Origin of the sequence: Bradyrhizobium australafricanum, assembly GCF_020329495.1 — a bacterium.
GTDB classification, from domain to species: Bacteria; Pseudomonadota; Alphaproteobacteria; order Rhizobiales; family Xanthobacteraceae; genus Bradyrhizobium; species Bradyrhizobium australafricanum.
Genome location: NZ_JAGKJL010000044.1, coordinates 49,957 through 73,610, shown reverse-complemented (window position 1 = coordinate 73,610; position 23,654 = coordinate 49,957). Strand labels below are relative to the sequence as shown.

Sequence of the window (23,654 nt, the reverse complement as noted above, 5' to 3'; positions counted from 1 at the left end):
AAGCGCTCATTCAGGATGTTCCAGTCGATCAGCGCTGCCAACCGCACCAGCGGATGACCCATGTCGATGATCTGATCAAGCGCCGGAAGCAACAGGTCTTTCTGGCGATCATCCCGCGGCTTGCTCATCGCATTCCCCAATGTCGACGACGCTGTCAGGGAATCACGAATCACCCAAAAGCAAAACCTAAAACGCAAGAAAGCGAGGTCCAATACCCCGCTTTCCTGCAAAATCGAATACTACATCAAGACCAATTCTGCTTATTTCTCAAGTCAATCCGCATTCTTCACGGACGACGCCTTACTTTGTCAGTCTGCAAACAGCGCCAGGCTTGAGGTTGAGTTCCTCGAACGTACTTTGCTGCTTATCCGTCAAGTTGATGTTGAGGGCAAAGTAGACACGCATAGACATCTCGGCGATCTCGGCCTCGACACGAAACGGAGGCGCAAAATGCGGAGGCCTGCGCGGCTTATAGCGGAGGAACAATACGACGCAAGCGCTCGGGATACTATTTGCTCGCGGCGAAAAGGTCCCATTTCCCGGGCAGCCCCTTTAATTCGTATGAACCTCGCTCGGAGAACTTCAGATCGGTGCCTGCTACGAGGTCGGTGACCACCCGCGAGACAAATACCTCATTGCTTCCCGACTGCGACATCACTCGCGCGGCTGCGTGGACGGCAATGCCACCGATGTCGTTGCCTCTGATTTCGACCTCGCCGCAATGAAGACCTGCGCGTACGGGCAGGCCAATACTCTTGCTCTCTTCACTGAGCGCCAAGGCGCATCGCACAGCCCGCCCCGGCCCGTCAAAGGTCGCCAGAACGCCATCGCCTGTGCTCTTCACCAAAGTGCCGCGATGCTTGCTGACAATCCGGCCAGAAAGATCGTCGTGATTGTCCAAGAGGTCACGCCAACGGTGATCGCCGAGTTGCAAAGCGAGATTGGTCGACCCAACGATATCAGTAAAGAGAACGGTGGCGAGTATGCGCTCCAGATCAATTCCCTCGCTGGCGCGTTGTCCAGTGATGAATTCTTCGATGTCTCCGGTAACTCGCTCAATGTCTCCCGTCCAGAACGCGTGATCGCCCGACGGATATTCAATGTATTTCGCTCCCGGGATACCGGCGGCGAGCTTGCGGCCTAACGTTACAGGCACCTGCGCGTCGGTTGTTCGGTGCAGCACTAGAGTTGGCGTGCGGACGACTGGGAGGATGGGGTTGATGTCTATCCGTCGGTTCGAAAGTATGTAGGATTTTAGTGCGCCAGGACTGCTGCCCAACTTTTCGAATTTTGCGATGCGAGCGAGTATCTCCGGATTGCCAGCATCACTCGCGAAAACTCGCTTGAGGAAGTCCCCGTTTCCCCAACTCTTTACGACGTAAGCTAACCGTTCCTGAACCTCCGATGGCGTGAGGTTGGGCGGGAGCAGGTCTGATATCCGCGCCAGCCCTCCGAATAAGACCAAGTGGGACACGCGCTCTGGGTAGGTCGTCGCGAATAGAACGCTCATCGACGCGCCTTCAGAGAAGCCGACTAGCGCAGCACGCTTGGAGTTGATGGCGTCCATGATCGTGCGGACATCGTCGATACGTTCCTCAAGAGACGGTACGTCGGCCAACCGATCTGATAGTCCTTGACCTCTCTTGTCGAACGTGACGACCCTTGAGAACTTCGCCAAGCGACGAAGAAAGCGCGTATAGCCCGGGAGTTCGTGCTGAAAATCGATGTGGGATATAATGCCCGGAACTAGGATAATGTCGGTGGGCCCGTCGCCCATGACTTGATAGGCGATGTTGAAGTCGCCGCTCTGCGCATACTGCGTCTCGGGCAACGCTACTTCCGTCATCGCGGCCCCCACCGATTGTTCGCGTTTCTAACTATCTTCCAGATCAGGCCGGACATCAACGGACGTCATCCACCGTAAATGCCCGGTATTTGCCCGTCACACGATGGGCCGAAGCTATGGTCTGGCACCGGCGGACCTGAAGGTGAACGGTCTAAGGGCCTATTGGGACCCAGCTCAAGCGGCTCTGTTTAAGCCATTGACAGACATGGATTTTATTCGTTCTTTGGATCATGAAAAAAGGCTTGGCATCAGGACCACACGACTTCACCGTCCACGTCATGCGCACTCGTCAGTTGCGCAATCGGCGTCCACCGCATCTCGACCCACGTTCGTGACGACCGCGAAGCGCCCCTCAATCGGGTGAGACGGGCGGAATTGGATCACTGATTTGCCCGACGACGGAAGCGGGATTTTGCCCGTCGGGGTGATTTGTCGCAGCCGTCGTGCGGTGGGCGCGGAGCGTCGTGCCGTTCAGCTTCCGAGCTGAATGGTTCGCTCCAGCGCCGCGGCGAAGCCGTTGAGGGGGACGTTAAAGACGACGGCCTGCCCGTTGCTGATGCTCTGTGCGGCAACGGTGAGCATTTTGGCCCTGCTGATGGTGTCGGTCACGACCGTGGGAAAGGATACCGGCAGCAAGCAGCCTTGCGTCGTGCAGGTGGAGAAGCGCGTCTGCTCCAGATCCTTGCCGTCAAGCTTGAGGAGGGCCCCGGCGTCGAACTTCAGCCCGAACGGCATCAAGATGTTGCCTTCGGCCTTTCCGTCCCTGGAATCAGTTCGATGGCGAAGATTTGCTGATTGGTTTCCTTGGCGAGCTGTGTCTGCCCGAGGGTACACAGCTTGGCCCCGCCGTCGAGCTGGCATTTGACGATCCAGTCTCCGTAGGTCTCGCTGATCGCGGAAGCGCCCTTGGGAAGCTGGACGGCGCGGACCACGCCATCCATCGCGGACGTCTGGCTCCGTGTGTCGATCGGCATGGAGACGGCGCTCCCACTGGCATCCGACACATCGGGTGTTCGGGCGGCTTGCGCCGAACCGACGCCGGCCATGACGACGAGAGCAACGATCGCCCGAAGACGCCTGTCTGCTGCGCTGACCGTCACCATCGCATTCGCTCCGCCTCGTTACGTCCCGAAACCGATCTGCCTTTTCGTGGGCGTATTCGTGGGCATAATTCCCACATAAACGAGATACACCTACTTGGAGAACCGCTGATATGCAAGAGCTGATCGCCGCCGGCGTGATTGTCGCGATTGTTGCATTCTGCGGCGGGTATTTCTGGGCGATTGCACGTGAAGCCAGGACCGCGAACAAGGCCGCGAACAAGCAACAACGCAAATGGTAGTCGGGCGCCGCCACCTTGCTCCCGTGATTTGCCCGCGGGATGCGTTTTCAACTAAGCTCGCCGGATGGACATGCTCGTCAAGCTCTACGCCCTGCCCGATTCCCGGCCCACCTATGATCGATTGCTCAAGGCCGGAATTGTGATGCGCCGCGCGCTCGCGCCGGAAAAGCACAAGGTCGTGGCCTGGGTGCGGGAGACATTCAGCGAGGCGTGGGCCAGCGAAGCCGAGGTCGCGTTCAGCCGCCAACCGGTCTCCTGCTTCATCGCGATCCAGCAAAAGAAGATCGTGGGATTTGCCTGCCATGACGCGGCCTGTCGCAACTTCTTTGGCCCGACCGGTGTCGCGCCGAAGGCGCAGCAGGGCGGAATCGGCAAGGCGCTGCTGTTCGCCTGCCTCGAGGACATGAAACACCAGGGGTTTGGCTATGCCATCATCGGCGGCGTCGGGCCGGCAGAATTCTATACGAAAGCTGTCGGCGCGGTGGCCATCGAAGGTTCCGCGCCGGGGATCTATCGAGGATTGCTGTAGCTGCGCCGCAGGTCCATTTCCGGTCTTGTCGCGCTACGAGACAGACTGGCAATGTCTGCGTTCACGGAGATCGGGTAACCCAAGGATGGCTGGCGGGTTGAAGATCACGACCGGCATCATCGCCGCGGTGCTGGTCATTGCGGCGGTGGCTCAGGCGCGCAGCGTGCTCGCCCCGCTTGCGGCCGCCCTGTTCATCATCGCGATCGTCTGGCCCGTTCAGCAACGGCTGCAGTCGTGGCTGCCGAAACTCCTCGCGCTCGCCGTTACCGTCGTTGTTACGGTTGCCACCTGCATCGCGTTTGCCTCGCTGGCAGCATGGGGGTTCGGCCGCGTCGGGCGCTCCTTGATTGCGGATGCGGCGCGGTATCAGGCCTTCTACGATGCCGCGGTGATCTGGCTCGACGGCCATGGCGTCTCGTTCGCCGGCGTCTGGGCGGAGCATTTCAATGTCGGCTGGCTGCTGCGTACCACGCAATACGTCACGGGTCGCGTCAACACCACATTGAGTTTCTGGCTCATCGCGCTGGTCTATGTCGTGCTGGGACTTCTCGAGGTCGAAGACGCTGGTCGACGAATCCAGCGGTTGGAGAATCGCACAGCTGCGCGCGTCCTGCTCAAGGGCAGCAAAGCGACGGCCGCCAAGTTTCGTAAATATATGCTGGTGCGGACGCAGATGAGCGCGGTGACGGGTCTCTTGGTCGGCCTGTTCGCCGCTGTGACCGGGCTGCCATTCGCATTCGAATGGGGCGTGATCGCCTTTGTCCTCAACTACATTCCTTTCGTCGGTCCTTTCATCGCGACGCTGTTCCCCACGCTGCTGGCCATGACACAGTTCGAGAGCTGGCCCGCGGTGTTTGGCGTGTTCGCCTGTCTCAACGTCATCCAGTTCGTGGTCGGCAGCTATATCGAACCGCGGGTGGCCGGCTCGACGTTGTCGATCTCGCCGTTTCTGGTGCTGTTTGCAATCTTCTTCTGGAGCTCGCTTTGGGGCCTGTTCGGGACCTTCATCGGCGTGCCGATCACGCTCGCTATTCTGACCTTCTGTGCCGAGAGTCCGTCGGCCGCATGGATAGCCGATCTGTGTGGCGGATCGCACCAAGATAAGCCGGAAGCTCCCTAGCTTGCGGCAATCTCGACCCGCTCGGGCTCGGCGAGGCAGAGCTTCCGGTCCGCGCCGACCATCATTTTGTGGATATAGAAATAGCTGGCTGCATCGTCGGCCCCCATCACCGGCGACGGGGCCGAGACGATCCTCGACGCACCGCATGTACCGATCCAATCGATATGCCGGTGACCGTGCATCACCACTGAGCGATCGGAAAACCTTTGCAACCTGCGTACAAACCAGCTGCCGTTGATTAAGGCTGTCCCAATGCGCTCGGCAAATGTCTTCACTGGCATGGGATATTCCATCACATGATGATGTAACGCGATGGTCCAGCATGCCGTCGGAAAATGACGGATCGCAGCCTCCAACCGCCGCGTTTGCGCTTCCGAAACCAAACCGAGCGCGTTGGTGAAGGAGAAGTGGGTTTCGGCGTTGGAGTTGAGAATGGCGATCCCGAGGCCACCGTCCTGGTCCGGCGGCAGGATCATTGGGAATTGATCATCGAACAGGCCACGGAGCGCCGCTGCGCGGAGCACGCCCCCGTGCTGCGCAAACTGTGTTATCCGATCATGATAAGGGGCAAGCGCCTGGTTCAGCGTGGCCGACGGTTTGCCGGAACCGTCGATGACGCGCACGCGATCGCCCTGGACGGCCGCGATCGCCGACAGGGTACGCATCTGCCGTAGCCGCTTGCCTGGGCTGAACGGCAGGTCGAGGCGCGCAGGATTGGCACGATCCACGACGTTAACGTCATGATTGCCCGGAAGCATGATGATGCGTGCTGCAAGCTCGGGATGACCTGCCAACGCATCGAGAAATTCTGCCCATTCGCCGGGCCGCCCAGCGTCCGTCATATCGCCGCTGATCAGCACGTGGTCGAGCGGATCAACGGTGTGAATTTCGGCAAGGCGAGCCAACACGCGATTGAAGTGCTCGTTTCCCTGCGGACCGGCGGTCCCGCTTTCGATGCGGAAGCCGTACCGCTCGCCGACCACGTGAAGATCGGACAGATGCGCAAGGCGCCAGCAGCGGCCTCCGGACGACGTCGCGTCGAATCCGGCCAGGTCGGCCGGTTGTTCCATACTGGCGTCGGCCACGCTCCAGGCCAGTGATGCGACCGCAAGATAGCAGGACACCAGCACTACGGCGTTCGCGAACGTCGGCAACACCAGACGATGGATCAGAACAAGGTCATTGACGGTCGCAGTCCATTGCGAGGCAGGCCAGGCCAGGGCCGCGATCAATGCCGCCCCCGCGGAGAGCAGTATGCCGGCGCCGACCGAGCAACCGCGGCGCAGCCTCGTGCGAGAAGCAGGAGTTGCGCCGGTGCGCCAAAGCAGCTCCGCCAGATGGCCCAGCGCCTCGCGCGTGAAGGCATAACTCGGTTGGACAGCGAGCGCGTTCAGCGACCAGAAGCTTGTTTCCGCGATTTGAAGCAGCGGTCGTCCGCCGAGCCATCCCAAGGCCGCGATCACAATCAGCATCAGCACGGCGCCCACTTCGGACAGGGCAAGAGCGTGTTGCGAAAGGCTCGAAATCCAGGCGGATGCGACCAGTGGCGCAAGGCCGAGCAGTACGCCCGGAAGCAGAAGCGAGACCGTCCAGGCGAACAACAGTTTCGCCGGGCTTATCTCGACCAGAAGGCTACCCAAGATCGCGAACAACGAACGCTGTTCCGGGCTGGCGGCATTGTCCTCAAAGTCGCCGAGGCGGGGATCAAGCAGCACGCCGACGTCCTCCGTTGCACGGCGCATTCTGTCACAAACCGCTTCAGACCAACATACGCGTCAGGCTTAGCGCAGCTTCCCGAAGAACTCGCGCACCTCGCCGATGAACAGCTCGGGTTGCTCGAATGCCGAGAAATGTCCGCCTTTCGGCATCTCGCTCCAGTGCTGGATGTTGGTGAAGTCTGTCTCCATCCATTTGCGGACCGGCGTGACGATCTCCTTGGGGAACACGGCAACGCCGGTCGGCACGCTCACCTTGTGCGGGGTTCGCTTGCCCGGCCCAAAACTTTCCCAATAGAGCCGCGCCGATGACGCAGCCGTCGCGGTGACCCAGTACAGCATGACGTTGTCGAGCAGTTCGTCGCGGCTGAGGATGTTTCCGGATGGCCGTCGCAATCGGTCCAGGCCCAGAACTTTTCCAGAATCCAGGCCGCCTGCCCGCTGGGCGAATCCGTCAGGCCATAGCCGAGCGTCTGCGGCCGCGTGGACTGCTGCTTGGAATAGCCGGAATCCCAGTCGGCATAATATTTGATGCCGTTGAGCGCCCTCGTCTCCTCCGGCGTCGGCTGCCCCTCGACATTGGGCCGGGTCGACATCGCAAGCGTGATGTGGATGCCGGCGCAATGTGCAGCATCCTGCCCGCCGATCGCGGTCGTGACCGCGGAGCCCCAGTCGCCGCCTTGCGCGAAATAGCTGGCGTAGCCGAGCCGCTGCATCAGGACGGCCCAGGCCGTCGCGATCCGGTCGACGCCCCAGCCCGTCGCTACAGGCTTGGCCGAGAAGCCGAAGCCCGGCAATGACGGGCACACCACGTGGAAGGCATCGGCGGCGCGGCCGCCATGCGCGGTCGGATCGGTCAGCGGCTCGACCACCTTGTGGAATTCGACCACCGATCCCGGCCAGCCATGGGTGATGATCAAGGGCCGCGCCTCCGGATGCTTCGAGCGGACATGAATGAAGTGGATGTCGAGCCCGTCGATTTCGGTGGTGAACTGGCTGAAGCGGTTGAGCCGCGCCTCGCGCTGCCGCCAGTCATAGGTCTCGGCCCAATAATGGCAGACGTCCTTGATCCATTGCAGCGGCGCGCCCTGGCTCCAGTCGTCGACCAGTTGGGCTTCCGGCCAGCGGGTCCGGCGCAGCCGACTACGCAGATCCTCAAGGACATCGTCGCTGACGGCGATGCGGAAGGGGCTGATGGCGGTCATGGCGTCTCCCCGGGGATGCTGAACTTTCGGGGAAGATAGGCTGGCGCGGGTCGCCGATCAAACCCCGCGCCGCAAACCTCGCCTGCACGAACCCTGCACGACTAGCCGCGAAATCTGACGACAAGAACCATTATCGGCACCGCGATCTTGCTAAGACATCGGCCACAATAGATCGACATCACGCGCAGGCGATCGAAGCGCTGATGTCGCAGAGGACGGAGCTTGTTGTGGCAATCTATCTGATTAGCATCCGTGACAGGCAAGATGCCGTGTTGAAGTTGGGATTGCCGCTGGTCAATAGCTCGCTGAGCTATTTGCCGATCGCCGCCTCGAGCAGCGCCTGGGCTTGCCTGGTGGCCGCGGCGAAGGCCGGCTGTTGCGGCGCGCGCTCGGTGAAGCAGCGCTTGAACGCATCCTCGCCCTGCTGGTGCAGGTCGCCGAGCTTGTCATAGGCCTGCCTGGTGATCTGCCTGCGCTCGAGCTTCTCGGCCGCCGCATCGGCCTTCTTGTTGTAATCGGTGCGGATCGCGGTGCAGGCCGGCACTTGCACCGCCGGCTCGATCTCGCCATAGGCGACATACATCTTGCCGCCGGCGAGCGCCGCCACGAACACCTCGTCCGCCTGGTCGGGGAACGAATCCTGGGTGCGGCCGGCCAGGAAGCCGTAAGCCACGGTGGCCGACGCCGGCTTGGCGATCGGCAGCTCGTCGAAATTGACCACCGCGGCATCGGTCGAGATCGCCTGGGTGTAGAGGCCCTCGAACTTCAGGGCGGCATCGACCTGCTGCGGCACGTTCTTGCTACCCTTGTCCCACCAGGTCTTGTGTTCGTGCAGCCAGCGCGTGAACAGAGGCTCGGTGGTGACGATGATATGGGCTTTCGGCTCGACGAAGCTGCCGTCGGCACGCTTTTCTCCGATCTTCGCCCCGTCCCTGCCGGTGTCGGCATCGAAGCGCAGGCCGTCCAGCATGCCGAACCCCATATCGCTTTTATATAGAGTGTCGAGGTTGAGCTGGGCGGGAGCAAAGCCCGGCCGGGCGGGCTGGGACAGGATGGCCGTCAGCTGCCCCTTCAGCTCGTCGCGCGCGGCCGCCTCGGCCTTGTCGACGGCCTCATTGATCTTGTTGTCGTTCGACAGCTTGGCGAATTTGGCGATCGCAGCGTCACGCGCGGCGATATAGCGGTCTTCCGGTGACGCGGCGCGGGCCGGCGAAAGCAGCAGGATCGGGGAAAGGACGAGGGCAAAGCGGAAAATAAAATGCATGCCCTGTGGTCGTCCGCAGGGCATGCAAGGTTCAAGGTCACGGGTACTACCAGCATATCCCTCGCCGGCAGACGCTCTGCCGGCGCAGGATCTCGTCAAGGCGAGCCGGTCAGGCCGCCTTTGTCACGGTGCCGTCGTCAGGCCGCCTTGGACTTCGCCACGTGGGTGGCGATCGCATCCATCAGCGGCGGCGACAAGCAGTCATAGGGCTCGAGCCCAAGCTCCTTGAGCCGCGACCTGATCCCGGCCATATCGGCCGGCTTGACGCCGGACTCGATCACCGACGACACGAAGGCAGCAAATCCGGGCGCAGCCGAGCCGGACTCCTGGAACAGCTCGGGATGGATGAAGTCGAGGCCATAGAACGGATGGCCCTTGTTCTCGATCCGGCCGTACATGTGGGTGCCGCATCCGGTGCAGGCATGGCGCTGGATCACCGCCGCGGCATCGACGATCTTCAGCTTGTCGCCGTTCTCCAACACGGTGACGTTCTCGCGCGGCACCACCGCGACCACCGAGAAGGTGGCGCCCGAAGGCTTCCAGCACTTGGTGCAGCCGCAGGCGTGGTTGTGGGCGACGTCGCCCTTGATGCCGACCTTGACCTGCTTGTCCGCGCATTTGCAGACCAGCGTGCCGCCGGCAAAACTGCCGGAGCCTTGCTTGACGCCATTGTCAACCGACGGGTGGATATGAACAGTCATTGACCTATCCTCCTAGTGCTTGGTGTTTTGATTTCAGAATACGACGACCGAACGGATCGATTTTCCCTCGTGCATCAGGTCGAAGCCCTTGTTGATCTCGTCGAGTTTCAGCACGTGGGTGATCATCGGATCGATCTGGATCTTTCCGCCCATGTACCAGTCGACGATCTTCGGCACGTCGGTGCGGCCGCGCGCGCCGCCGAAGGCCGTGCCCTTCCAGACCCGTCCGGTGACGAGCTGGAACGGCCGGGTCGCGATCTCCTTGCCGGACTCCGCGACACCGATCACCACCGAGACGCCCCAGCCGCGATGGCAGGCTTCCAGCGCCTGCCGCATCACGTTGGTGTTGCCGGTGCAGTCGAAGGTGTAGTCGGCGCCACCATCGGTGAGCCCGACCAGGTGCTGCACGATGTCGCCCGACACCTTGGTCGGGTTGACGAAATGCGTCATGCCGAACTGTTTGCCCCAGGCTTCCTTGGAGTCATTGATATCGACGCCGATGATCTTGTCGGCGCCGACCATCTTGGCGCCCTGGATCACGTTGAGGCCGATACCGCCGAGGCCGAACACCACCACGTTGGAGCCCGGCGTCACCTTGGCGGTGTTGACGACCGCGCCGACACCGGTGGTGACGCCGCAGCCGATGTAGCAGCTCTTGTCGAACGGCGCGTCCTCGCGAATCTTGGCCACCGCGATCTCAGGCAGCACGGTGAAGTTCGAGAAGGTCGAGCAGCCCATATAGTGGAAGACCGTCTTGCCCTTGTAGCTGAAGCGCGAGGTGCCGTCGGGCATCACGCCCTTGCCCTGGGTGGCGCGGATCGCGGTGCAGAGATTGGTCTTCTGGCTCAGGCAGCTTTTGCACTGCCGGCATTCCGGTGTGTAGAGCGGGATCACATGATCGCCCGGCTTGACCGACGTCACGCCGGCGCCGACTTCGCGAACGACGCCCGCACCTTCGTGCCCGAGGATCGAGGGAAAGATGCCCTCGCTGTCGAAGCCGTCGAGCGTGTAGGCATCTGTGTGACAGATGCCCGTCGCCTTGATCTCGACCAGGACCTCGCCAGCCTTGGGACCCTCCAGATCGAGTTCGACGATCTCAAGCGGCTTCTTTGCTTCAAATGCGACTGCGGCGCGGGTCTTCATCTTGGTCTCCACTAAACGTCAAACAGGTTTCTCGTTCGCACCGGACGGGCTCACTTCTTGTCGTTGTGCCCCATGCAGGCGTCTTCCGCCTTTCCATAGGCTTCCGACTTGTCTTCGTGCTTGGCCGGCCGAACACGCCCAACCGCGTCATTGGCGCGGGCGCGCAGGTAGACATAGAGGTCGTCCATGTAGCAGGCAACGTTCGGGTTATCGCCGAACGCCGGCATTACGTTCTCCTGCGCCGTGGAAACGTTCTTGCGTCCGCTCGCGACCACGCCCATGAAATCCGCGTAGCTCATGGTCTTCAGCGAATTCGCCAGCGCCGGCGCATAGGTCGATCCCATGCCGTCGGGGCCGTGGCAGACATGGCACTCCGAATGATAGCGGCGATAGCCGGAGTAGGTGTACCAGTCCGTCGTGCCGTCGGCCGTAACCTTGAACGTCGGGTTTCCATCCTTGTCGAGATACTTGCCGTCCTCGGACTTGACGGCGGTCGGGTCGCCAGCGTCCTCGGCGGAGGCAACTCCACCCATTGCCACGACAAAGATCGCAGCACTCACAAACCAGATCTTACGCAAAAGCATATCCTCGCGTGCAGATTGAAGACGGACCGGCGCATGGAGATCGCTCCATGCGCCGGAACGAGGTTGCTCAGCTCACTGCTGCGGCAGCGAGAACACGGTGAGCGTTCCGCCGAGCGCAGTGTAGTTGCTCAGCGCGGCATAGCCGCCGACTGCACCGAGACCGGCCGTCGGATCAGTCAGACCAGCCGCGAGGCCGATGCCTGCCCAACCGCCAACACCCGACAGAATGGCGACGTACTGCTTGCCGCCATGCTCATAGGTGGTGACGTTGCCGATGATGCCCGACGGGGTCTTGAACTTGTAGAGCTCCTTACCCGTCTTGGCGTCGACAGCCTTCAGGTAGCCTTCCAGCGTGCCGTAGAACACCACGCCGCCGGCGGTCGCGAGCGCACCCGACCAGACCGAGAACTGCTCCTTGTTCGACCACACGATCTTGCCGGTCTTGCCGTCCCAGGCGATGAAGTTGCCCATGTTGGTCTCACCGGGAGGCGGATACATCGACAGCGTCGCGCCGACATAGGGCTGACCTGCGGTGTAGCTCACCTTGAACGGCTCGTAGTCCATGCAGACGTGGTTGGTCGGCACGTAGAACAGCTGCGTGTCCGGCGAGTAGGCTGCCGGCTGCTCGTCCTTCGAGCCGAGCGCTGCCGGGCAGATGCCCTTGACGTTGACGTCCTCGCCCGCTTTGTCGGTCGACGCTGCGTCAAGAACCTTCGGACGACCATAGGTCGGCGAGTCCTTCTTCATGTCGACGCCGGAGGTCCAGTTCACCTTCGGATCGTACTTCTCGGCGACCAGCAGTTCGCCGGTGGCGCGATCGAGCGTGTAGCCGAGGCCGTTGCGATCGAAATGCGTCAGCAGCTTGCGCGCCTTGCCGTCGATCGTCTGATCCGAGAGGATCATCTCGTTGACGCCGTCATAGTCCCATTCGTCATGGGGCGTCATCTGGTAGACCCACTTGGCGACGCCGGTATCCGGGTTGCGCGCCCAGATCGTCATCGACCACTTGTTGTCGCCGGGACGCTGCTTCGGATTCCAGGTCGAGGGATTGCCCGACCCGTAATAGACGAGGTTCAGTTCGGGATCGTAGGAGATCCAGCCCCAAGTCGCGCCGCCGCCGATCTTCCATTGATCGCCCTGCCAGGTCTTCAGGCTCGAATCCTTGCCGATCGGCTTGCCGAGCTCGGTGGTCTTGTCGTCGACCAGGAGCTGATCATCCGGACCTTCCGAGAAGCCACGCCAGACCTGCTTGCCGGTCTTGATGTCATAGGCGGTCACATGAGCCTGGACGCCGAACTCGCCGCCGGAGATGCCGAGCAGCACCTTGTCCTTGACCACCAGCGGCGCGGAGGTGCCGGTCGAGCCCTTGCTGGGATCGCCGTTCTTCACCGTCCATTCCACCTTGCCGGTCTTGGCATCGAGCGCCACCAGCGTGGTGTCGGCCTGGTGCAGGAAGATCTTGCCGTCGCCATAGGCAACGCCACGGTTGACCGTGTCGCAGCACATCACCGGAATGACGTTCGGATCCTGCTTCGGTTCGTACTTCCAGACGATCTTGTTGTCCTGCGAAAGGTCAAGAGCATAGACCTTGTTCGGGAACGGGGTGTGGACGTACATGATGTTGCCGACGATCAGCGGGCCACCCTCGTGGCCGCGCAGCACGCCGGTCGAAAACGTCCAGGCGACCTGTAACTTTCCGACGTTCGAGGCGTTGATCTGATTCAGCTTGGAGTAACGCTGATTGGCGTAGTCTCCGGCCGGCATCACCCAGTCTTTCGGGTTCTGCGACATTTTGTGGAGTTCGTCATTGGCGTTGGCCGCTCCGGCGGCAAATACCGCCATTGCCCCAAGACCGGTCGCGTAAAGCATCTTGCGCATCGTGGATTTCCTCCCAGGTTCAAGAGCTCAAGGGTTTCCGCCGAAACGGCCCCACTTCTTCCATTTTGGTGCCCCAGTCATAGTCCTCTCGAAGCGCGCTGACTTGCCCAATAGAGAAGAGCCGTTTGCTCAAAAGCGAAGCTTCGTCAGATTTTTGTCGCCCGGCCCTGAATTGGCTGGAAAGCTTGCTTCATGTTGCAGGGCATCAATCGCGGCCGGCGCGATCCGGATGCCAGATTGACGCGTGCTAAGGTTGCGCTTGACGAGCCCAGAACTAAGTCGGAGGATCACCCGACATTAACCGGGAAGAAATCCCGCCGCCTCCCTAAGCTATTCAGAATCAGGGAGAAGGCGCATCATCCCGGGCCAGACTTAAGCTCGGTGAGCAGTCACGTGGGGATCGAATCGGTGGCTGGAAAGATGTCCGATACAGTCCATTCTCTCAGCACGAACGGATTGACGCCCAAGCGGCAGATTCAGCGCTGGTCGGATGCGCTCACTGACCTTTGCGGCCAGTTCGACGTCGATGCGCTGGAAGGATCCTCGCTCGAAGCCCGGGTCAATTTCACGACGGTATCGCGCCTGAAGCTGTGTCAGATCGAGGCAAGCCAGCACCGGATCGCGCATACCATCTCGCGCATCAAGCTGAGCGAGCACCCCTACATCAAGATCGTGTTCCAGACTCACGGCGTCTCGCATTTCGAGCAGGACGGCCTGCACTTCGACATCATGCCGGGCGACTGCTTCGCCTACGACGTGTCGTGTCCGCACACCATCATCAGCCCGTCGCTGACGCGGCACGAGGTTGTCATCGTTCCAAAGGACCTGCTCAAGGAGCGCGGCTTCCAGCTCTCCAAGATGGCGCCGTGCAAGCTGTCGGCGCGCAACGGCACCGGCCGCATCGCGTATGATTTCGTCCATGCCGCTTTCGGCGAGGCACCGACGCTGACGCCGGTCAACGCCGTCGGCGTGGCCGATGCGCTGATCGACTTGCTGCTGTTGCCGCTGCGCGAGACAGGCGCCATGTTCGACCGCGGCAGCGCCGAGGCGACCTATGTGCGGGCCCAGGGCTTCATTCGCGAACATCTGCGCGATCCGGACCTCTGCATCGACCGCATTTCGGCGGCGCTCGGCTGTTCGAAGCGCTATCTGCACATGCTGTTCAGCGATCGCGGCATGACGGTCAGCGACTACATCTGGAAAGCCCGGCTGCAGAATTGCCGGCAGGAACTGGAGTCCCAGAACGGCAAGACCATCACCGACGTCGCGTTCTCCTGGGGCTTCTCGAGCTCGTCGCATTTCAGCCGCGTCTTCCGGAAGTATTTCGGCATCGCGCCCTCCTCCGTCCACAAGGGCCTGCACGGCGGTATGCCGGCGGATGTGGTGCTCGAATAGCGGTTCCATCCGACGTGCAGGCGTTGCGCCATGCCGTCCGCCAACAGACTTTCCCCAATCAAGTTGTCCTCAACCAAGCTGTCCTCGATCAAGGTTTGGGCACGCAACCTCAAGCGGGACAGCGTTGCGCTGTATCTCGCATCGCGTGATCCGCGCGTACCCTGGTATGCCAAGGCCCTTGCCGTCGCCGTCGCGGCCTATGCACTGTCTCCCATCGATCTGATCCCGGATTTCATTCCGGTGATCGGCTATCTCGACGATCTGATCCTGCTGCCGCTCGGCATCTGGCTTGCGATCTCGCTCGTGCCGGACGAGGTGATGGCGGAATGCCGTGCCAAGGCGAGCGCCGTCGTGCAGCGTCCGACCAGCCGGGCGGGAATGATCGCGATCGTCGTGCTCTGGATCGCCGGCGCAGCGGCGCTGGCTTGGGCGGCTTTCACATATTGGCGACAGCCAATCGTCTAGGACCGCGCGGCCTTTGGCACGAGCGCCTCGACCGTCACGCCATCATCGCTGGAATTGATGTTAAGCGTGCCGCCAAGCGCGAGGATCCGCTCCCGCATGCCGGTCAAACCGCGGCCAAGCCTGTGATCCCTCAGCAGGCCGCGGCCATTGTCGCGAACCCGCACCAGCGCACAGTCGCGGCTGCCGCGTAGGCCTGCCTGCCGTTCCGCCGGTTCGATCGTGATATCGACCGCCGTCGCGCCGGCATGGCGGAATACGTTGGTGAGCGCTTCCTGGACGATGCGATAGATCGTCAGGTCGGCCATCTCGCCGGTATCGCCGAGCACCGGCGAGATGCGGCTCTCGATCTCCACCTCCGGGTGCGTTTCGCTCCATAGCCGCACCAGCGCGCCGAGCGCTTCCGCAAGCCCGAGCTCGGCCAGGCCGGCCGGCCGCAATCGCTCAAGAATCCGGCGCGTGAACTGCTGGAGCGCGTTGACCTGCTCGAGGATGGCGTTGCCGTGCTTGCGCAATGCCGCAGGGTCCGGCTTTTCGACTTCCGCCAGCCGGGTCAGCGCGCCGGCATGCGCGCGCAAGGCAAACAGATAGGGCCCGAACTCATCGTGCAATTCGCGCGCGATCTCCTTGCGCTCGGAATCCTGCAGCGAGACCGCGCGCTCGGCGAGCTGCCGCTTGCCCTCGACGGCATCGCCAAGGGTCGCCGCCAGATGGTTCAGTTTGGCACAGATGGCGGCCAATTCCGGCGATCCGCCGGGCTCGACGCGGGCATCGTAATCCCCGGCCTCGATGCCGGTCATGGCCTGCGACAGTGCCTCCAGTGGCGCCAGCGCGCGGCCGGCCACCAGCATGGTGACCAGAAGCAGCGCGGCCGCGATTGCGGAGCCGACCTCGAGCTGGGTGACGATGCCGTCCCAGATCTCGGCGATTTCGTCGTCGGGATGCGAGGTGATGACCAGCGATTGCGGCTTGCCGTGCACCGAGATCGGCACCCGCACCGAGGTCTGCTCGGGATGAACCAGCGCGACGAACCACTGCGGCGGAGCGCGTTGATCGCCGGCGTCCTCGCGGCGATCAGGAGATTTTGCGGTCGCGCCATCCTGCCGCGTGATGCTGACGTGACGCAGCCGGCTCAGGTCCTGGACGATCTGGTCGAGCCGCGCATCGGGATCCGGCGCCTCGTCGAGACCGGCCACGATCGTCGCAACGAACTCACGCGCCAGGCGGATCACGCTCTGGTCCTCGGCCTGGACACGCGGCCCCGCTTCCAGCACGAGCCGCGCAATATTGATGCCGAGGCCAAGCGCCAGGATCAGCGCCAGCAGCAGGTTGATCCGCGCGCGCAAGGATAGCTTTTGCCACATGACGTTGCCCCCGACCGCGATCCCTCCTCCGAGAGGATCGTTGACAGCCAAATTTGCCCGGCTATCTAATCGCACCCTATCGCAATCCCGCACGAGGTGCACAACCGGTCGGAACCGACCTGTCCTTCGCGCAAACCGACGTGATGATGAGTGAATCGAAGCAGGTCGCCGGAACAACGCCATGCGCATTCTGATCGTTGATGATCATCCCATCGTTGCCTCCGGTTGCCGCACCGTGTTCGCCGACGATCCCGAGATCACGCTGCTGGAAGCGGCGGATGCCGAAAGCGGCGAACGGGCGTTCGTCGCGGAGAAGCCCGATCTCTGCGTGATCGACATCAACCTGCCGACGGTCTCCGGCTTCGAGCTGGCGCGCCGCATCCTGACGCATGATGCGTCTGCGCGCCTCATCATGTTCAGCATGAACGATGATCCGGTGTTCGCCGCCCGCGCCATCGACATCGGCGCCAAGGGTTACGTTTCGAAGACCGGCGATCCCAACGATCTGGTGGAAGCGGTGCGCGAGGTCGGCAACGGCGGCGTCTATCTGCCACCGGCGATCGCGCGCAACGTGGCGTTTGCGCGGCCCGGCTTTGCGCAAAATCCGCTCTCCAAGCTCACCTCGCGCGAGATGGAGATCCTGCGCCTGCTCAGTTCCGGCAAGAGCCTGTCGGAAATCGCCTGGCTGGTGCATTCATCATACAAGACGGTCGCAAACACGTCATCGATCATGCGCCAGAAGCTTGGCGTGCGCACTTCGGCAGAGCTGGTGCGGCTGGCGATCGAGAGCGGCGTCGCCTGACGCAGCGCTCCAACCAAGAGGAATACGACAATGCAGACGGTTTCCCAGAACAAGTCGCATGGCGGCACGCAAGGCGTCTATCGGCATCCAAGCCGCGAGACCAAGACCGACATGACCTTCTCGGTGTTCGTCCCTGAGCATGCGGCCGGCGCCAAGCTGCCCGTCGTCACCTATCTGTCGGGCCTGACCTGCACCCACGCCAACGTCACCGAGAAGGGCGAATTCCGCCAGGCATGCGCCGAGCTCGGCCTGATCTTCGTCGCGCCCGACACCAGCCCGCGCGGCGAAGGCGTCCCCGGCGATCCCGCCAACTCCTACGATTTCGGTCTCGGCGCCGGCTTCTATGTCGATGCGACGGAGCAGCCGTTCGCGACCAATTACCGGATGTGGAGCTACGTCACCGAGGAATTGCCGAAGCTGATCGCCGAGCAGTTCCCGGTCGACACAACGCGGCAGTCGATCCTCGGTCATTCCATGGGCGGCCATGGCGCGCTGACCGTGGCGCTGCGCCATCCTGATCGTTATCGGGCGGCGAGCGCGTTCGCGCCGATCGTGGCGCCGTCGCAGGTGCCATGGGGCAACAAGGCGCTCGGCGGCTATCTCGGCAGCAACAAGCAGGCGTGGCGCAGGCACGACGCCGTTGCTCTGATCGAGGATGGTGCCCGCTTCTCCGATCTGCTGGTCGACTACGGCGATGCCGACGGCTTTCTCACCGAGCAGTTGCGGCCCGAATTGCTGAAGGCCGCCTGCGAGAAGACCAACATCCCCCTCACCCTGCGGCGTCAGCCGGGCTACGACCACAGCTACTACTTCATCTCGACCTTCATGGCCGATCATCTGCGCTGGCACGCCGCGCGGCTGAAGGCGTGAGCGTCACGCAGTCCGTTCATCCCGTCATCCTGAGGAGGCCGCGAAGCGGCCGTCTCGAAGGATGCACGGCCCGAATTTCTACGTGTGGCGATAGCCGGGCCGATTCATCCTTCGAGGCTCGCCCAGCGGCGGAATTGCGCCGCAAGGCTCGCACCTCAGGATGACGGAGGTCCATTCGTGAGCACAAGCTACCGCGCCTGCGGCACGCCGTAGTTCGGCGCGAGCAGGCGGTTGCGCACGAGGTAGTCGGTGGCGCGCGACCAGGATTCGTCGGTGTTGCCGCGCATGTCGGCGCTCGCCGCTGCCAGCAATTGCCCGCTGTGCACGTCGCGCAAATAGAGATTGATGTTGAGGATGAGGTTGGAGACCTTCTGCACCACGCCCGTCATCACGAGATCAGCGCCCAGTTCGCCGGCCAGCTTCACATCGCAGCCGCCACAGGCCTGAAGATTGCTGCCATGCGCCGCAGCATTGACCGGCGCGATGTCGAGCACGCGGAACTTGCCGGAGTCCGCGAGCTCCTTGCGCACCTGATCGCCGGCCCGCAGCAGCCGCGCCTGCTCATCACTGCGTGGCCCGCTCACTTCCCCCTGCAGGCTGGTGTCGATCATCTCGAGGTCGAACACCGCGAGCTTGGGCGGCTCGGCGCGCGCTGCCGCCGCAGGCACCACCAGCAAAGAAACGGCGAAGGCAAACGCTGATCTCATGATTGTGAACCAATCGTAATTTGTAACGTCGCAACGACAAAAAGCGGGGTTGCAAGCTAGGCCAATTCCGGCATCTTGCAAGTCAACAGCATGGAAGCCGGATTTCCGAACGCCATGCCGAGTGAAAAAAGACTGCGGGAGGAGTTATGTTGCGATGGCTGATCGGCACGATCGCGCTCAGCATGGTGGCGACCGGCGCGCTGGCGGCTGATCCCGTTGAGGTTCATATCGGCTATCTCGGCCATGCCGGCGTCAAATCGACGCTCTCGCTGGTCGAGCAACCCGCCGACAATGACGGCATCGCCGGCGCGCGCCTTGCGATCGAGGACAACAACACGACCGGGAAATTCCTCAATCAGCGCTTCGTGCTCGACGAGGTCAAGGTCAAGGACAGCGACGATGTCGCCAAGGTCGCGACCGACTTCGCCGGACGCAACGACTATATCATCACCGACCTACCGGCCGATGCCCTGCTCAAGGTCGCCGACGCGCTGCGCGACCGCGGCACCGTGCTGCTCAACGCCGGCGCGATCGACGATCGGCTGCGCGAGCAGGACTGCCGCGCCAATGTCATCCACATCGCACCGACCCGCTCGATGCTGGCGGATGCGCTTGGCCAGTATCTGGTGTGGAAGCAGTGGAAGCGCTGGCTGCTGGTGGTCGGCTCGCATGATCAGGACAAGCTTTACGCCGACGCGCTGCGCCGCGCCGCGACCCGCTTCGGCGCCAAGATCGTCCAGGAACGGACCTTCGAGGACACCGGCGGCGCGCGCCGCACCGACAGCGGCGTGACCTTGATCCAGCGCCAGATGCCGGTGTTCACCCAGCAGGCGCCGGCTTACGACGTGCTGGTCGCCGCCGACGAGAGCGAGGTGTTCGCGAACTATCTGCCGTACCGCACCTGGGACCCGCGTCCGGTGGCGGGCTCCGCGGGCCTCGTGCCGACCAGCTGGGACGCGGCGCATGACCAGTGGGGCGCGGTCCAGATCCAGAACCGCTTCGTCAAGCTGAACATGCGCCGCATGACGGCGCTCGACATGCAGGCCTGGACCGCCGCGCGCATGATCGGGGAAGCCACATCCCGCACCAACTCGGGGGACCCCAAGAAGGTCATCGCCTTCCTCAAGGGCAAGGATTTCTCGATTGCCGCCTTCAAGGGCACGCGATTGACCCTGCGAGACTGGAATCTGCAGCTCCGCCAGCCGATCCTGCTGGCCGATGGTCGTATGGTCGTTTCGGTCTCGCCGCAGGAAGGTTTCCTGCATCAGGTCTCCGAACTCGACACGCTCGGAGTTGACCGGCCTGAAACGAAGTGCAAGCTGCAGTAAGGGAGATGAAACGCATGTGGCGCCGCTGTCTGTTGACCGGGATGCTCGTTTGGCTTGCCGCGACACCGGCGTCCGCCTTCGTTGCCTACGTCTCCAACGAGAAGGGCAACACCGTCACGGTGATCGACACCAGCAGCTGGACGGTGACCAAAACCATCAAGGTCGGCCAGCGGCCGCGCGGCATCGAGTTCTCGCGCGACGGCAAGTTCGTGATGGTTGCGGTCGGCGACGACGACACGATCCAGGTGATCGATACCAAGACCCAGGAGATCGTCGACACCCTGCCCTCCGGTCCCGACCCTGAATTGTTCACCCAGGATGCCGCCGGCAAGACCATGTATGTCGCCAACGAGAACGACAACACGGTCACCGTGATCGACCTCGAAAAGCGCGCCCGGATCGGCGACATCCAGGTCGGCGTCGAGCCTGAGGGCATGACGATCAGCCCGGACGGCAAGATCCTGATCAACACCTCCGAGACCACCAACATGGCGCATTTCATCGACACGTCGACGCGCCAGATCGTCGCCAATGTGCTTGTCGATTCGCGACCGCGCTTCGCCCAGTTCAAGCGTGACGGCTCCGAATTGTGGGTCTCCTCCGAGATCGGCGGCACCGTGTCGATCATCGATCCGGTCAAGCGCGAGGTGACCGGCAAGATCACCTTCGAAATTCCGGGCCTGCGCAACGAGGCGATCCAGCCCGTCGGCATCGGCATGACTAAGGACGGCAAGACCGCATTCATTGCGCTCGGCCCCGCCAACCGCGTCGCTGTCGTCGACGGTGTGACCCACAAGGTCCTCAAATATCTGCTGGTCGGCCAGCGGGTCTGGCACATGGATTTCACCCCGGACGAAAAATATTTGCTGGTCACCAACGGCGTCTCCAACGACGTCTCGGTGATCGACGTCGCGGCCCAGAAGGTGATCAAGACCATTCAGGTCGGCGAACTGCCCTGGGGGATCACGATCGCGCAGCCATGACCGCAACCGACGCCCATATCGCGAACCAGCTCTCGCCGGATGCAGGCCCTGGAACAGTCGCGGCCGTGCAGCCGGCGCTGTCGATCGGCAATGTCAGCCACAGCTACGGTCCGCGCCGCGCTTTGATCGATGTCAGTTTCACGGTCCAGCCTGCGAGCTTCACCGCGCTGCTGGGTCTCAATGGCGCCGGCAAGAGCACGCTGTTCTCGCTGGTGACGCGGCTGTTCGGCATCCAGAATGGCCAGATCAAGATATTCGGCCACGACATCAGCCGGACGCCGGGTGAAGCGCTGCGGCTGATGGGCGTGGTGTTCCAGCCGCGCACGCTCGATCTCGACCTCTCGCTGACGCAGAACCTGCTGTATCACGCGGCGCTGCACGGCATCTCGCGGCGCGAGGCGCGGCTACGCAGCGCCGAGGTGCTCGGCCGCATCGGGCTTGCCGACCGCGCCGCCAGCAAGGTGCGCGATCTCTCGGGCGGCCAGATGCGAAGGCTCGAGATCGCCCGCGCGCTGCTGCACCGGCCCCGGCTGCTGCTGCTCGACGAGGCCACCGTCGGGCTCGACGTCAAGGCGCGCGCCGACATTCTCGACCATGTCCGGCAGCTCGTCACCGAGCAGGGCATCGGCGTGCTCTGGGCGACGCATCTGTTCGACGAAATCATGCCAAACGACAACCTCGTCGTGCTGCATCAGGGCCGAATGCTGGCGCACGGCCCGATGTCGCACGTGATCGCGGACGCAGGCGCCCAGGACGTCAACACCGCGTTCATGCGCCTGACCGGAACGGCAACACTCGCGGGGAGACCGCCGTCATGACCAGCACGACGGTTACGCCTGAGCGAAGCGGTTTCTCGCTGTCGGAATACCTCGTTTGCCTGAATGGCATCGTGTGGCGCGAGGCGCTGCGCTTCCTGCATCAGCGCGAGCGCTTCGTGTCGGCGCTGGTCAGGCCGCTGGTCTGGCTGTTCATCTTCGCGGCCGGCTTCCGGCAGGTGCTCGGCATCTCGATCATCCCGCCCTACGAGACCTACATCCTCTACGAGGTCTATATCGCGCCCGGGCTGATGGCTATGATCCAGCTGTTCAACGGCATGCAATCCTCGCTGTCGATGGTCTACGACCGCGAGATGGGCAATATGCGCACGCTGCTGGTCAGCCCGCTGCCGCGCGGCTATCTGTTGTTCTGCAAGCTGCTCGCCGGCACGGCGGTGTCGCTGCTCCAGGTCTATGCCTTCCTCGTCATCGCGTGGTTCTGGGACATCGCGCCGCCGACCATCGGCTACCTCACCGTGCTTCCGGCGCTGGTGCTGTCGGGCCTGATGCTCGGCGCACTGGGCATGCTGATCTCGGCCAGCATCAAGCAGCTGGAAAATTTTGCCGGCGTGATGAACTTTGTGATCTTCCCGATGTTCTTCGCATCGTCGGCCCTCTACCCGCTGTGGCGCGTGCAGGAAGGCAGCCCGATGCTGTATTATATTTGCCAGTGCAATCCGTTCACGCATGCGGTGGAGCTGATCCGGTTTGCGCTGTACGGCAAGATGAACTGGGTTTCGCTCGCGGTGGTCGCCGGCTGCACGGTCGTCTTCATGATCGGCGCGATCCTGGCTTACGATCCATCGCGCGGCCTGGTGCGCCGCGGACCCGGCGGAGGCGAGGCATGACAGGCTGGCGAACAGGACTGGGCGCGCTGCTCGCGATGGTTCTGTCGAACCAGGCCGCATCGGCTGCCGACCCGCGCTATCCGGACTGGCCCTGCCAACAGGCCAAGGTGCCCGAGATCTCGCTCGCCGCAGTCTGGGCCGGGCCGCCGCTCGGCGATGCCGAGACCAAGTGGAAGGACGACCCGAAAGTCAGCGCGCTCGCGATCAAGCTCGCGGCGCGCCGCGTTCCGCTCGAGGAGGCGCAGAAGGAAATCACCGAATTCCTGTCAGCTGCCGCGGCCGACAAGGCCAATGCGGGAAAACTGCTGTTTGCCGGTCTGTTCGATACGCTGAACGGACAGCGCGCCTCGGTCATGAACGGGCTCGAGCGCGTGATGCGCAAGCAGCGCGAGGCCGCGGAGAAGATCCGCGACGATACGCTCAAGCTGCAGGCGCTGCAGGACGCGACACCGCCGGACCAGGCCAAGGTCGACGAGCTCGGCAACCAGCTGGTCTGGGAGACCCGCATCTTCGAGGACCGCGGGCGCGTGGTGAAATTCGTCTGCGAGGTGCCGACCGCCATCGATCAGCGCGTGTTCGCGCTCGGCCGCACCATCCAGCAGGAGCTCGATTGAGGCCTGCGACCGAACGCCCCGGGATCGTCAACGCGCCGTTTTGACGGTCTTTTGGGTAACAGCCTGTTGGGCCACGCCGATCCGGAACAAACTGCACTGCCCGCTCGTTGTCTCCAACTATATCTGAACTTGGGAGACC

The 23,654-nt window shown here is 62.7% G+C and carries 24 protein-coding genes and 1 pseudogene; 12 read left to right on the top strand and 13 right to left on the bottom strand.

Annotated elements, in window-relative coordinates; all coding sequences use genetic code 11:
- From J6525_RS31640 to J6525_RS31625, 4 genes are all read right to left on the bottom strand, one after another.
- Positions 1–212: hypothetical protein (locus J6525_RS31640; RefSeq protein ID WP_225644121.1), on the bottom strand; the 212-nt coding region annotated here is incomplete at its 3' end.
- A 296-nt stretch (positions 213–508) separates the two neighbouring features.
- Complete coding sequence (locus tag J6525_RS31635; RefSeq protein ID WP_225647666.1) at positions 509–1,846, bottom strand: adenylate/guanylate cyclase domain-containing protein; 1,338 nt, start codon at positions 1,844–1,846, stop codon at positions 509–511.
- A gap of 471 nt (positions 1,847–2,317) precedes the next feature.
- Entirely contained in the window at positions 2,318–2,680 is a 363-nt protein-coding gene (locus tag J6525_RS31630; protein ID WP_225647671.1) for an invasion associated locus B family protein, read from the bottom strand.
- Positions 2,581–2,949 carry an invasion associated locus B family protein gene (locus tag J6525_RS31625; RefSeq protein ID WP_225647665.1) on the bottom strand — a complete coding sequence of 123 codons (369 nt, stop codon included), beginning with the start codon at positions 2,947–2,949 and terminating at the stop codon, positions 2,581–2,583. The genes J6525_RS31630 and J6525_RS31625 overlap by 100 nt, the downstream gene beginning before the upstream one ends.
- A gap of 110 nt (positions 2,950–3,059) precedes the next feature.
- Here J6525_RS31625 and J6525_RS47020 point away from each other — a divergent pair, with 110 nt between their 5' ends.
- From J6525_RS47020 to J6525_RS31615, 3 genes are all read left to right on the top strand, one after another.
- Entirely contained in the window at positions 3,060–3,188 is a 129-nt protein-coding gene (locus tag J6525_RS47020; protein WP_283805986.1) for a hypothetical protein, read from the top strand.
- A 64-nt stretch (positions 3,189–3,252) separates the two neighbouring features.
- The gene (locus J6525_RS31620; protein ID WP_225647663.1) at positions 3,253–3,717 is read left to right on the top strand and encodes a GNAT family N-acetyltransferase; all 465 of its coding nucleotides are present in this window, start codon (positions 3,253–3,255) and stop codon (positions 3,715–3,717) included.
- 85 nt (positions 3,718–3,802) lie between these two features.
- The gene (locus tag J6525_RS31615; protein ID WP_225647662.1) at positions 3,803–4,837 is read left to right on the top strand and encodes an AI-2E family transporter; all 1,035 of its coding nucleotides are present in this window, start codon (positions 3,803–3,805) and stop codon (positions 4,835–4,837) included.
- On the opposite strand, the gene J6525_RS31610 is transcribed toward J6525_RS31615, so the two are convergent.
- From J6525_RS31610 to xoxF5, 7 genes and pseudogenes are all read right to left on the bottom strand, one after another.
- Positions 4,834–6,552, bottom strand: coding sequence for a metallophosphoesterase family protein (locus J6525_RS31610; protein ID WP_312010006.1), 1,719 nt, complete (start codon positions 6,550–6,552; stop codon positions 4,834–4,836). The two genes, J6525_RS31615 and J6525_RS31610, sit on opposite strands and share 4 nt — an antisense overlap.
- Before the next feature lie 66 nt (positions 6,553–6,618).
- Positions 6,619–7,757 (bottom strand): annotated as a pseudogene (locus J6525_RS31605) (epoxide hydrolase family protein).
- 310 nt (positions 7,758–8,067) lie between these two features.
- Positions 8,068–9,021, bottom strand: coding sequence for a hypothetical protein (locus tag J6525_RS31600; protein WP_225647656.1), 954 nt, complete (start codon positions 9,019–9,021; stop codon positions 8,068–8,070).
- Positions 9,022–9,158: 137 nt separating this feature from the next.
- Positions 9,159–9,722: an S-(hydroxymethyl)glutathione synthase gene (gene gfa / locus J6525_RS31595; RefSeq protein WP_225159519.1), complete on the bottom strand. Its 564-nt coding sequence runs from the start codon at positions 9,720–9,722 to the stop codon at positions 9,159–9,161.
- A gap of 33 nt (positions 9,723–9,755) precedes the next feature.
- Positions 9,756–10,865, bottom strand: a complete 1,110-nt coding sequence (locus J6525_RS31590) for an S-(hydroxymethyl)glutathione dehydrogenase/class III alcohol dehydrogenase (protein WP_225647654.1) — start codon at positions 10,863–10,865, stop codon at positions 9,756–9,758.
- Positions 10,866–10,915: 50 nt separating this feature from the next.
- The gene (locus J6525_RS31585; RefSeq protein ID WP_038376554.1) at positions 10,916–11,398 is read right to left on the bottom strand and encodes a c-type cytochrome, methanol metabolism-related; all 483 of its coding nucleotides are present in this window, start codon (positions 11,396–11,398) and stop codon (positions 10,916–10,918) included.
- A gap of 123 nt (positions 11,399–11,521) precedes the next feature.
- Positions 11,522–13,327 carry a lanthanide-dependent methanol dehydrogenase XoxF5 gene (gene xoxF5, locus J6525_RS31580; RefSeq protein WP_016847309.1) on the bottom strand — a complete coding sequence of 602 codons (1,806 nt, stop codon included), beginning with the start codon at positions 13,325–13,327 and terminating at the stop codon, positions 11,522–11,524.
- A 420-nt stretch (positions 13,328–13,747) separates the two neighbouring features.
- Between xoxF5 and J6525_RS31575 the strand changes: the two genes are divergently transcribed.
- Together J6525_RS31575 and J6525_RS31570 are read left to right on the top strand one after the other, a co-directional pair.
- Positions 13,748–14,722: a helix-turn-helix domain-containing protein gene (locus J6525_RS31575; protein WP_016847804.1), complete on the top strand. Its 975-nt coding sequence runs from the start codon at positions 13,748–13,750 to the stop codon at positions 14,720–14,722.
- Between the two features lie 30 nt (positions 14,723–14,752).
- Positions 14,753–15,187, top strand: coding sequence for a YkvA family protein (locus J6525_RS31570; protein WP_225647652.1), 435 nt, complete (start codon positions 14,753–14,755; stop codon positions 15,185–15,187).
- On the opposite strand, the gene J6525_RS31565 is transcribed toward J6525_RS31570, so the two are convergent.
- The gene (locus J6525_RS31565; RefSeq protein WP_225647650.1) at positions 15,184–16,548 is read right to left on the bottom strand and encodes a histidine kinase; all 1,365 of its coding nucleotides are present in this window, start codon (positions 16,546–16,548) and stop codon (positions 15,184–15,186) included. The genes J6525_RS31570 and J6525_RS31565 overlap by 4 nt on opposite strands.
- 181 nt (positions 16,549–16,729) lie before the next feature.
- Between J6525_RS31565 and J6525_RS31560 the strand changes: the two genes are divergently transcribed.
- Positions 16,730–17,350: a response regulator transcription factor gene (locus J6525_RS31560; protein WP_016847801.1), complete on the top strand. Its 621-nt coding sequence runs from the start codon at positions 16,730–16,732 to the stop codon at positions 17,348–17,350.
- A gap of 30 nt (positions 17,351–17,380) precedes the next feature.
- Positions 17,381–18,220 (top strand): S-formylglutathione hydrolase, encoded by an 840-nt coding sequence (fghA, locus tag J6525_RS31555; RefSeq protein ID WP_092082998.1) that lies wholly within the window; start codon positions 17,381–17,383, stop codon positions 18,218–18,220.
- A 188-nt stretch (positions 18,221–18,408) separates the two neighbouring features.
- Here the strand turns inward: fghA and J6525_RS31550 are convergent, their stop codons facing one another.
- Complete coding sequence (locus J6525_RS31550) at positions 18,409–18,927, bottom strand: DUF3280 domain-containing protein (RefSeq protein ID WP_092082999.1); 519 nt, start codon at positions 18,925–18,927, stop codon at positions 18,409–18,411.
- Positions 18,928–19,073: 146 nt separating this feature from the next.
- Here J6525_RS31550 and pedA1 point away from each other — a divergent pair, with 146 nt between their 5' ends.
- From pedA1 to J6525_RS31525, 5 genes are read left to right on the top strand one after another with little or no spacing between them, the layout of a single operon-like run.
- Entirely contained in the window at positions 19,074–20,255 is a 1,182-nt protein-coding gene (gene pedA1 / locus J6525_RS31545) for a lanthanide ABC transporter ABC transporter substrate-binding protein PedA1 (protein ID WP_016847798.1), read from the top strand.
- A gap of 5 nt (positions 20,256–20,260) precedes the next feature.
- Positions 20,261–21,238: a YVTN family beta-propeller repeat protein gene (locus J6525_RS31540; protein ID WP_016847797.1), complete on the top strand. Its 978-nt coding sequence runs from the start codon at positions 20,261–20,263 to the stop codon at positions 21,236–21,238.
- Positions 21,235–22,056, top strand: coding sequence for a lanthanide ABC transporter ATP-binding protein PedB/LutE (gene pedB / locus J6525_RS31535; protein WP_225647649.1), 822 nt, complete (start codon positions 21,235–21,237; stop codon positions 22,054–22,056). The genes J6525_RS31540 and pedB overlap by 4 nt, the downstream gene beginning before the upstream one ends.
- Complete coding sequence (pedC, locus tag J6525_RS31530; RefSeq protein ID WP_092083002.1) at positions 22,053–22,901, top strand: lanthanide ABC transporter permease protein PedC; 849 nt, start codon at positions 22,053–22,055, stop codon at positions 22,899–22,901. The genes pedB and pedC overlap by 4 nt, the downstream gene beginning before the upstream one ends.
- Positions 22,898–23,515: a hypothetical protein gene (locus J6525_RS31525; protein WP_225647647.1), complete on the top strand. Its 618-nt coding sequence runs from the start codon at positions 22,898–22,900 to the stop codon at positions 23,513–23,515. Before pedC ends, J6525_RS31525 begins: the two co-directional genes overlap by 4 nt.
- Positions 23,516–23,654 lie beyond the last annotated feature (139 nt).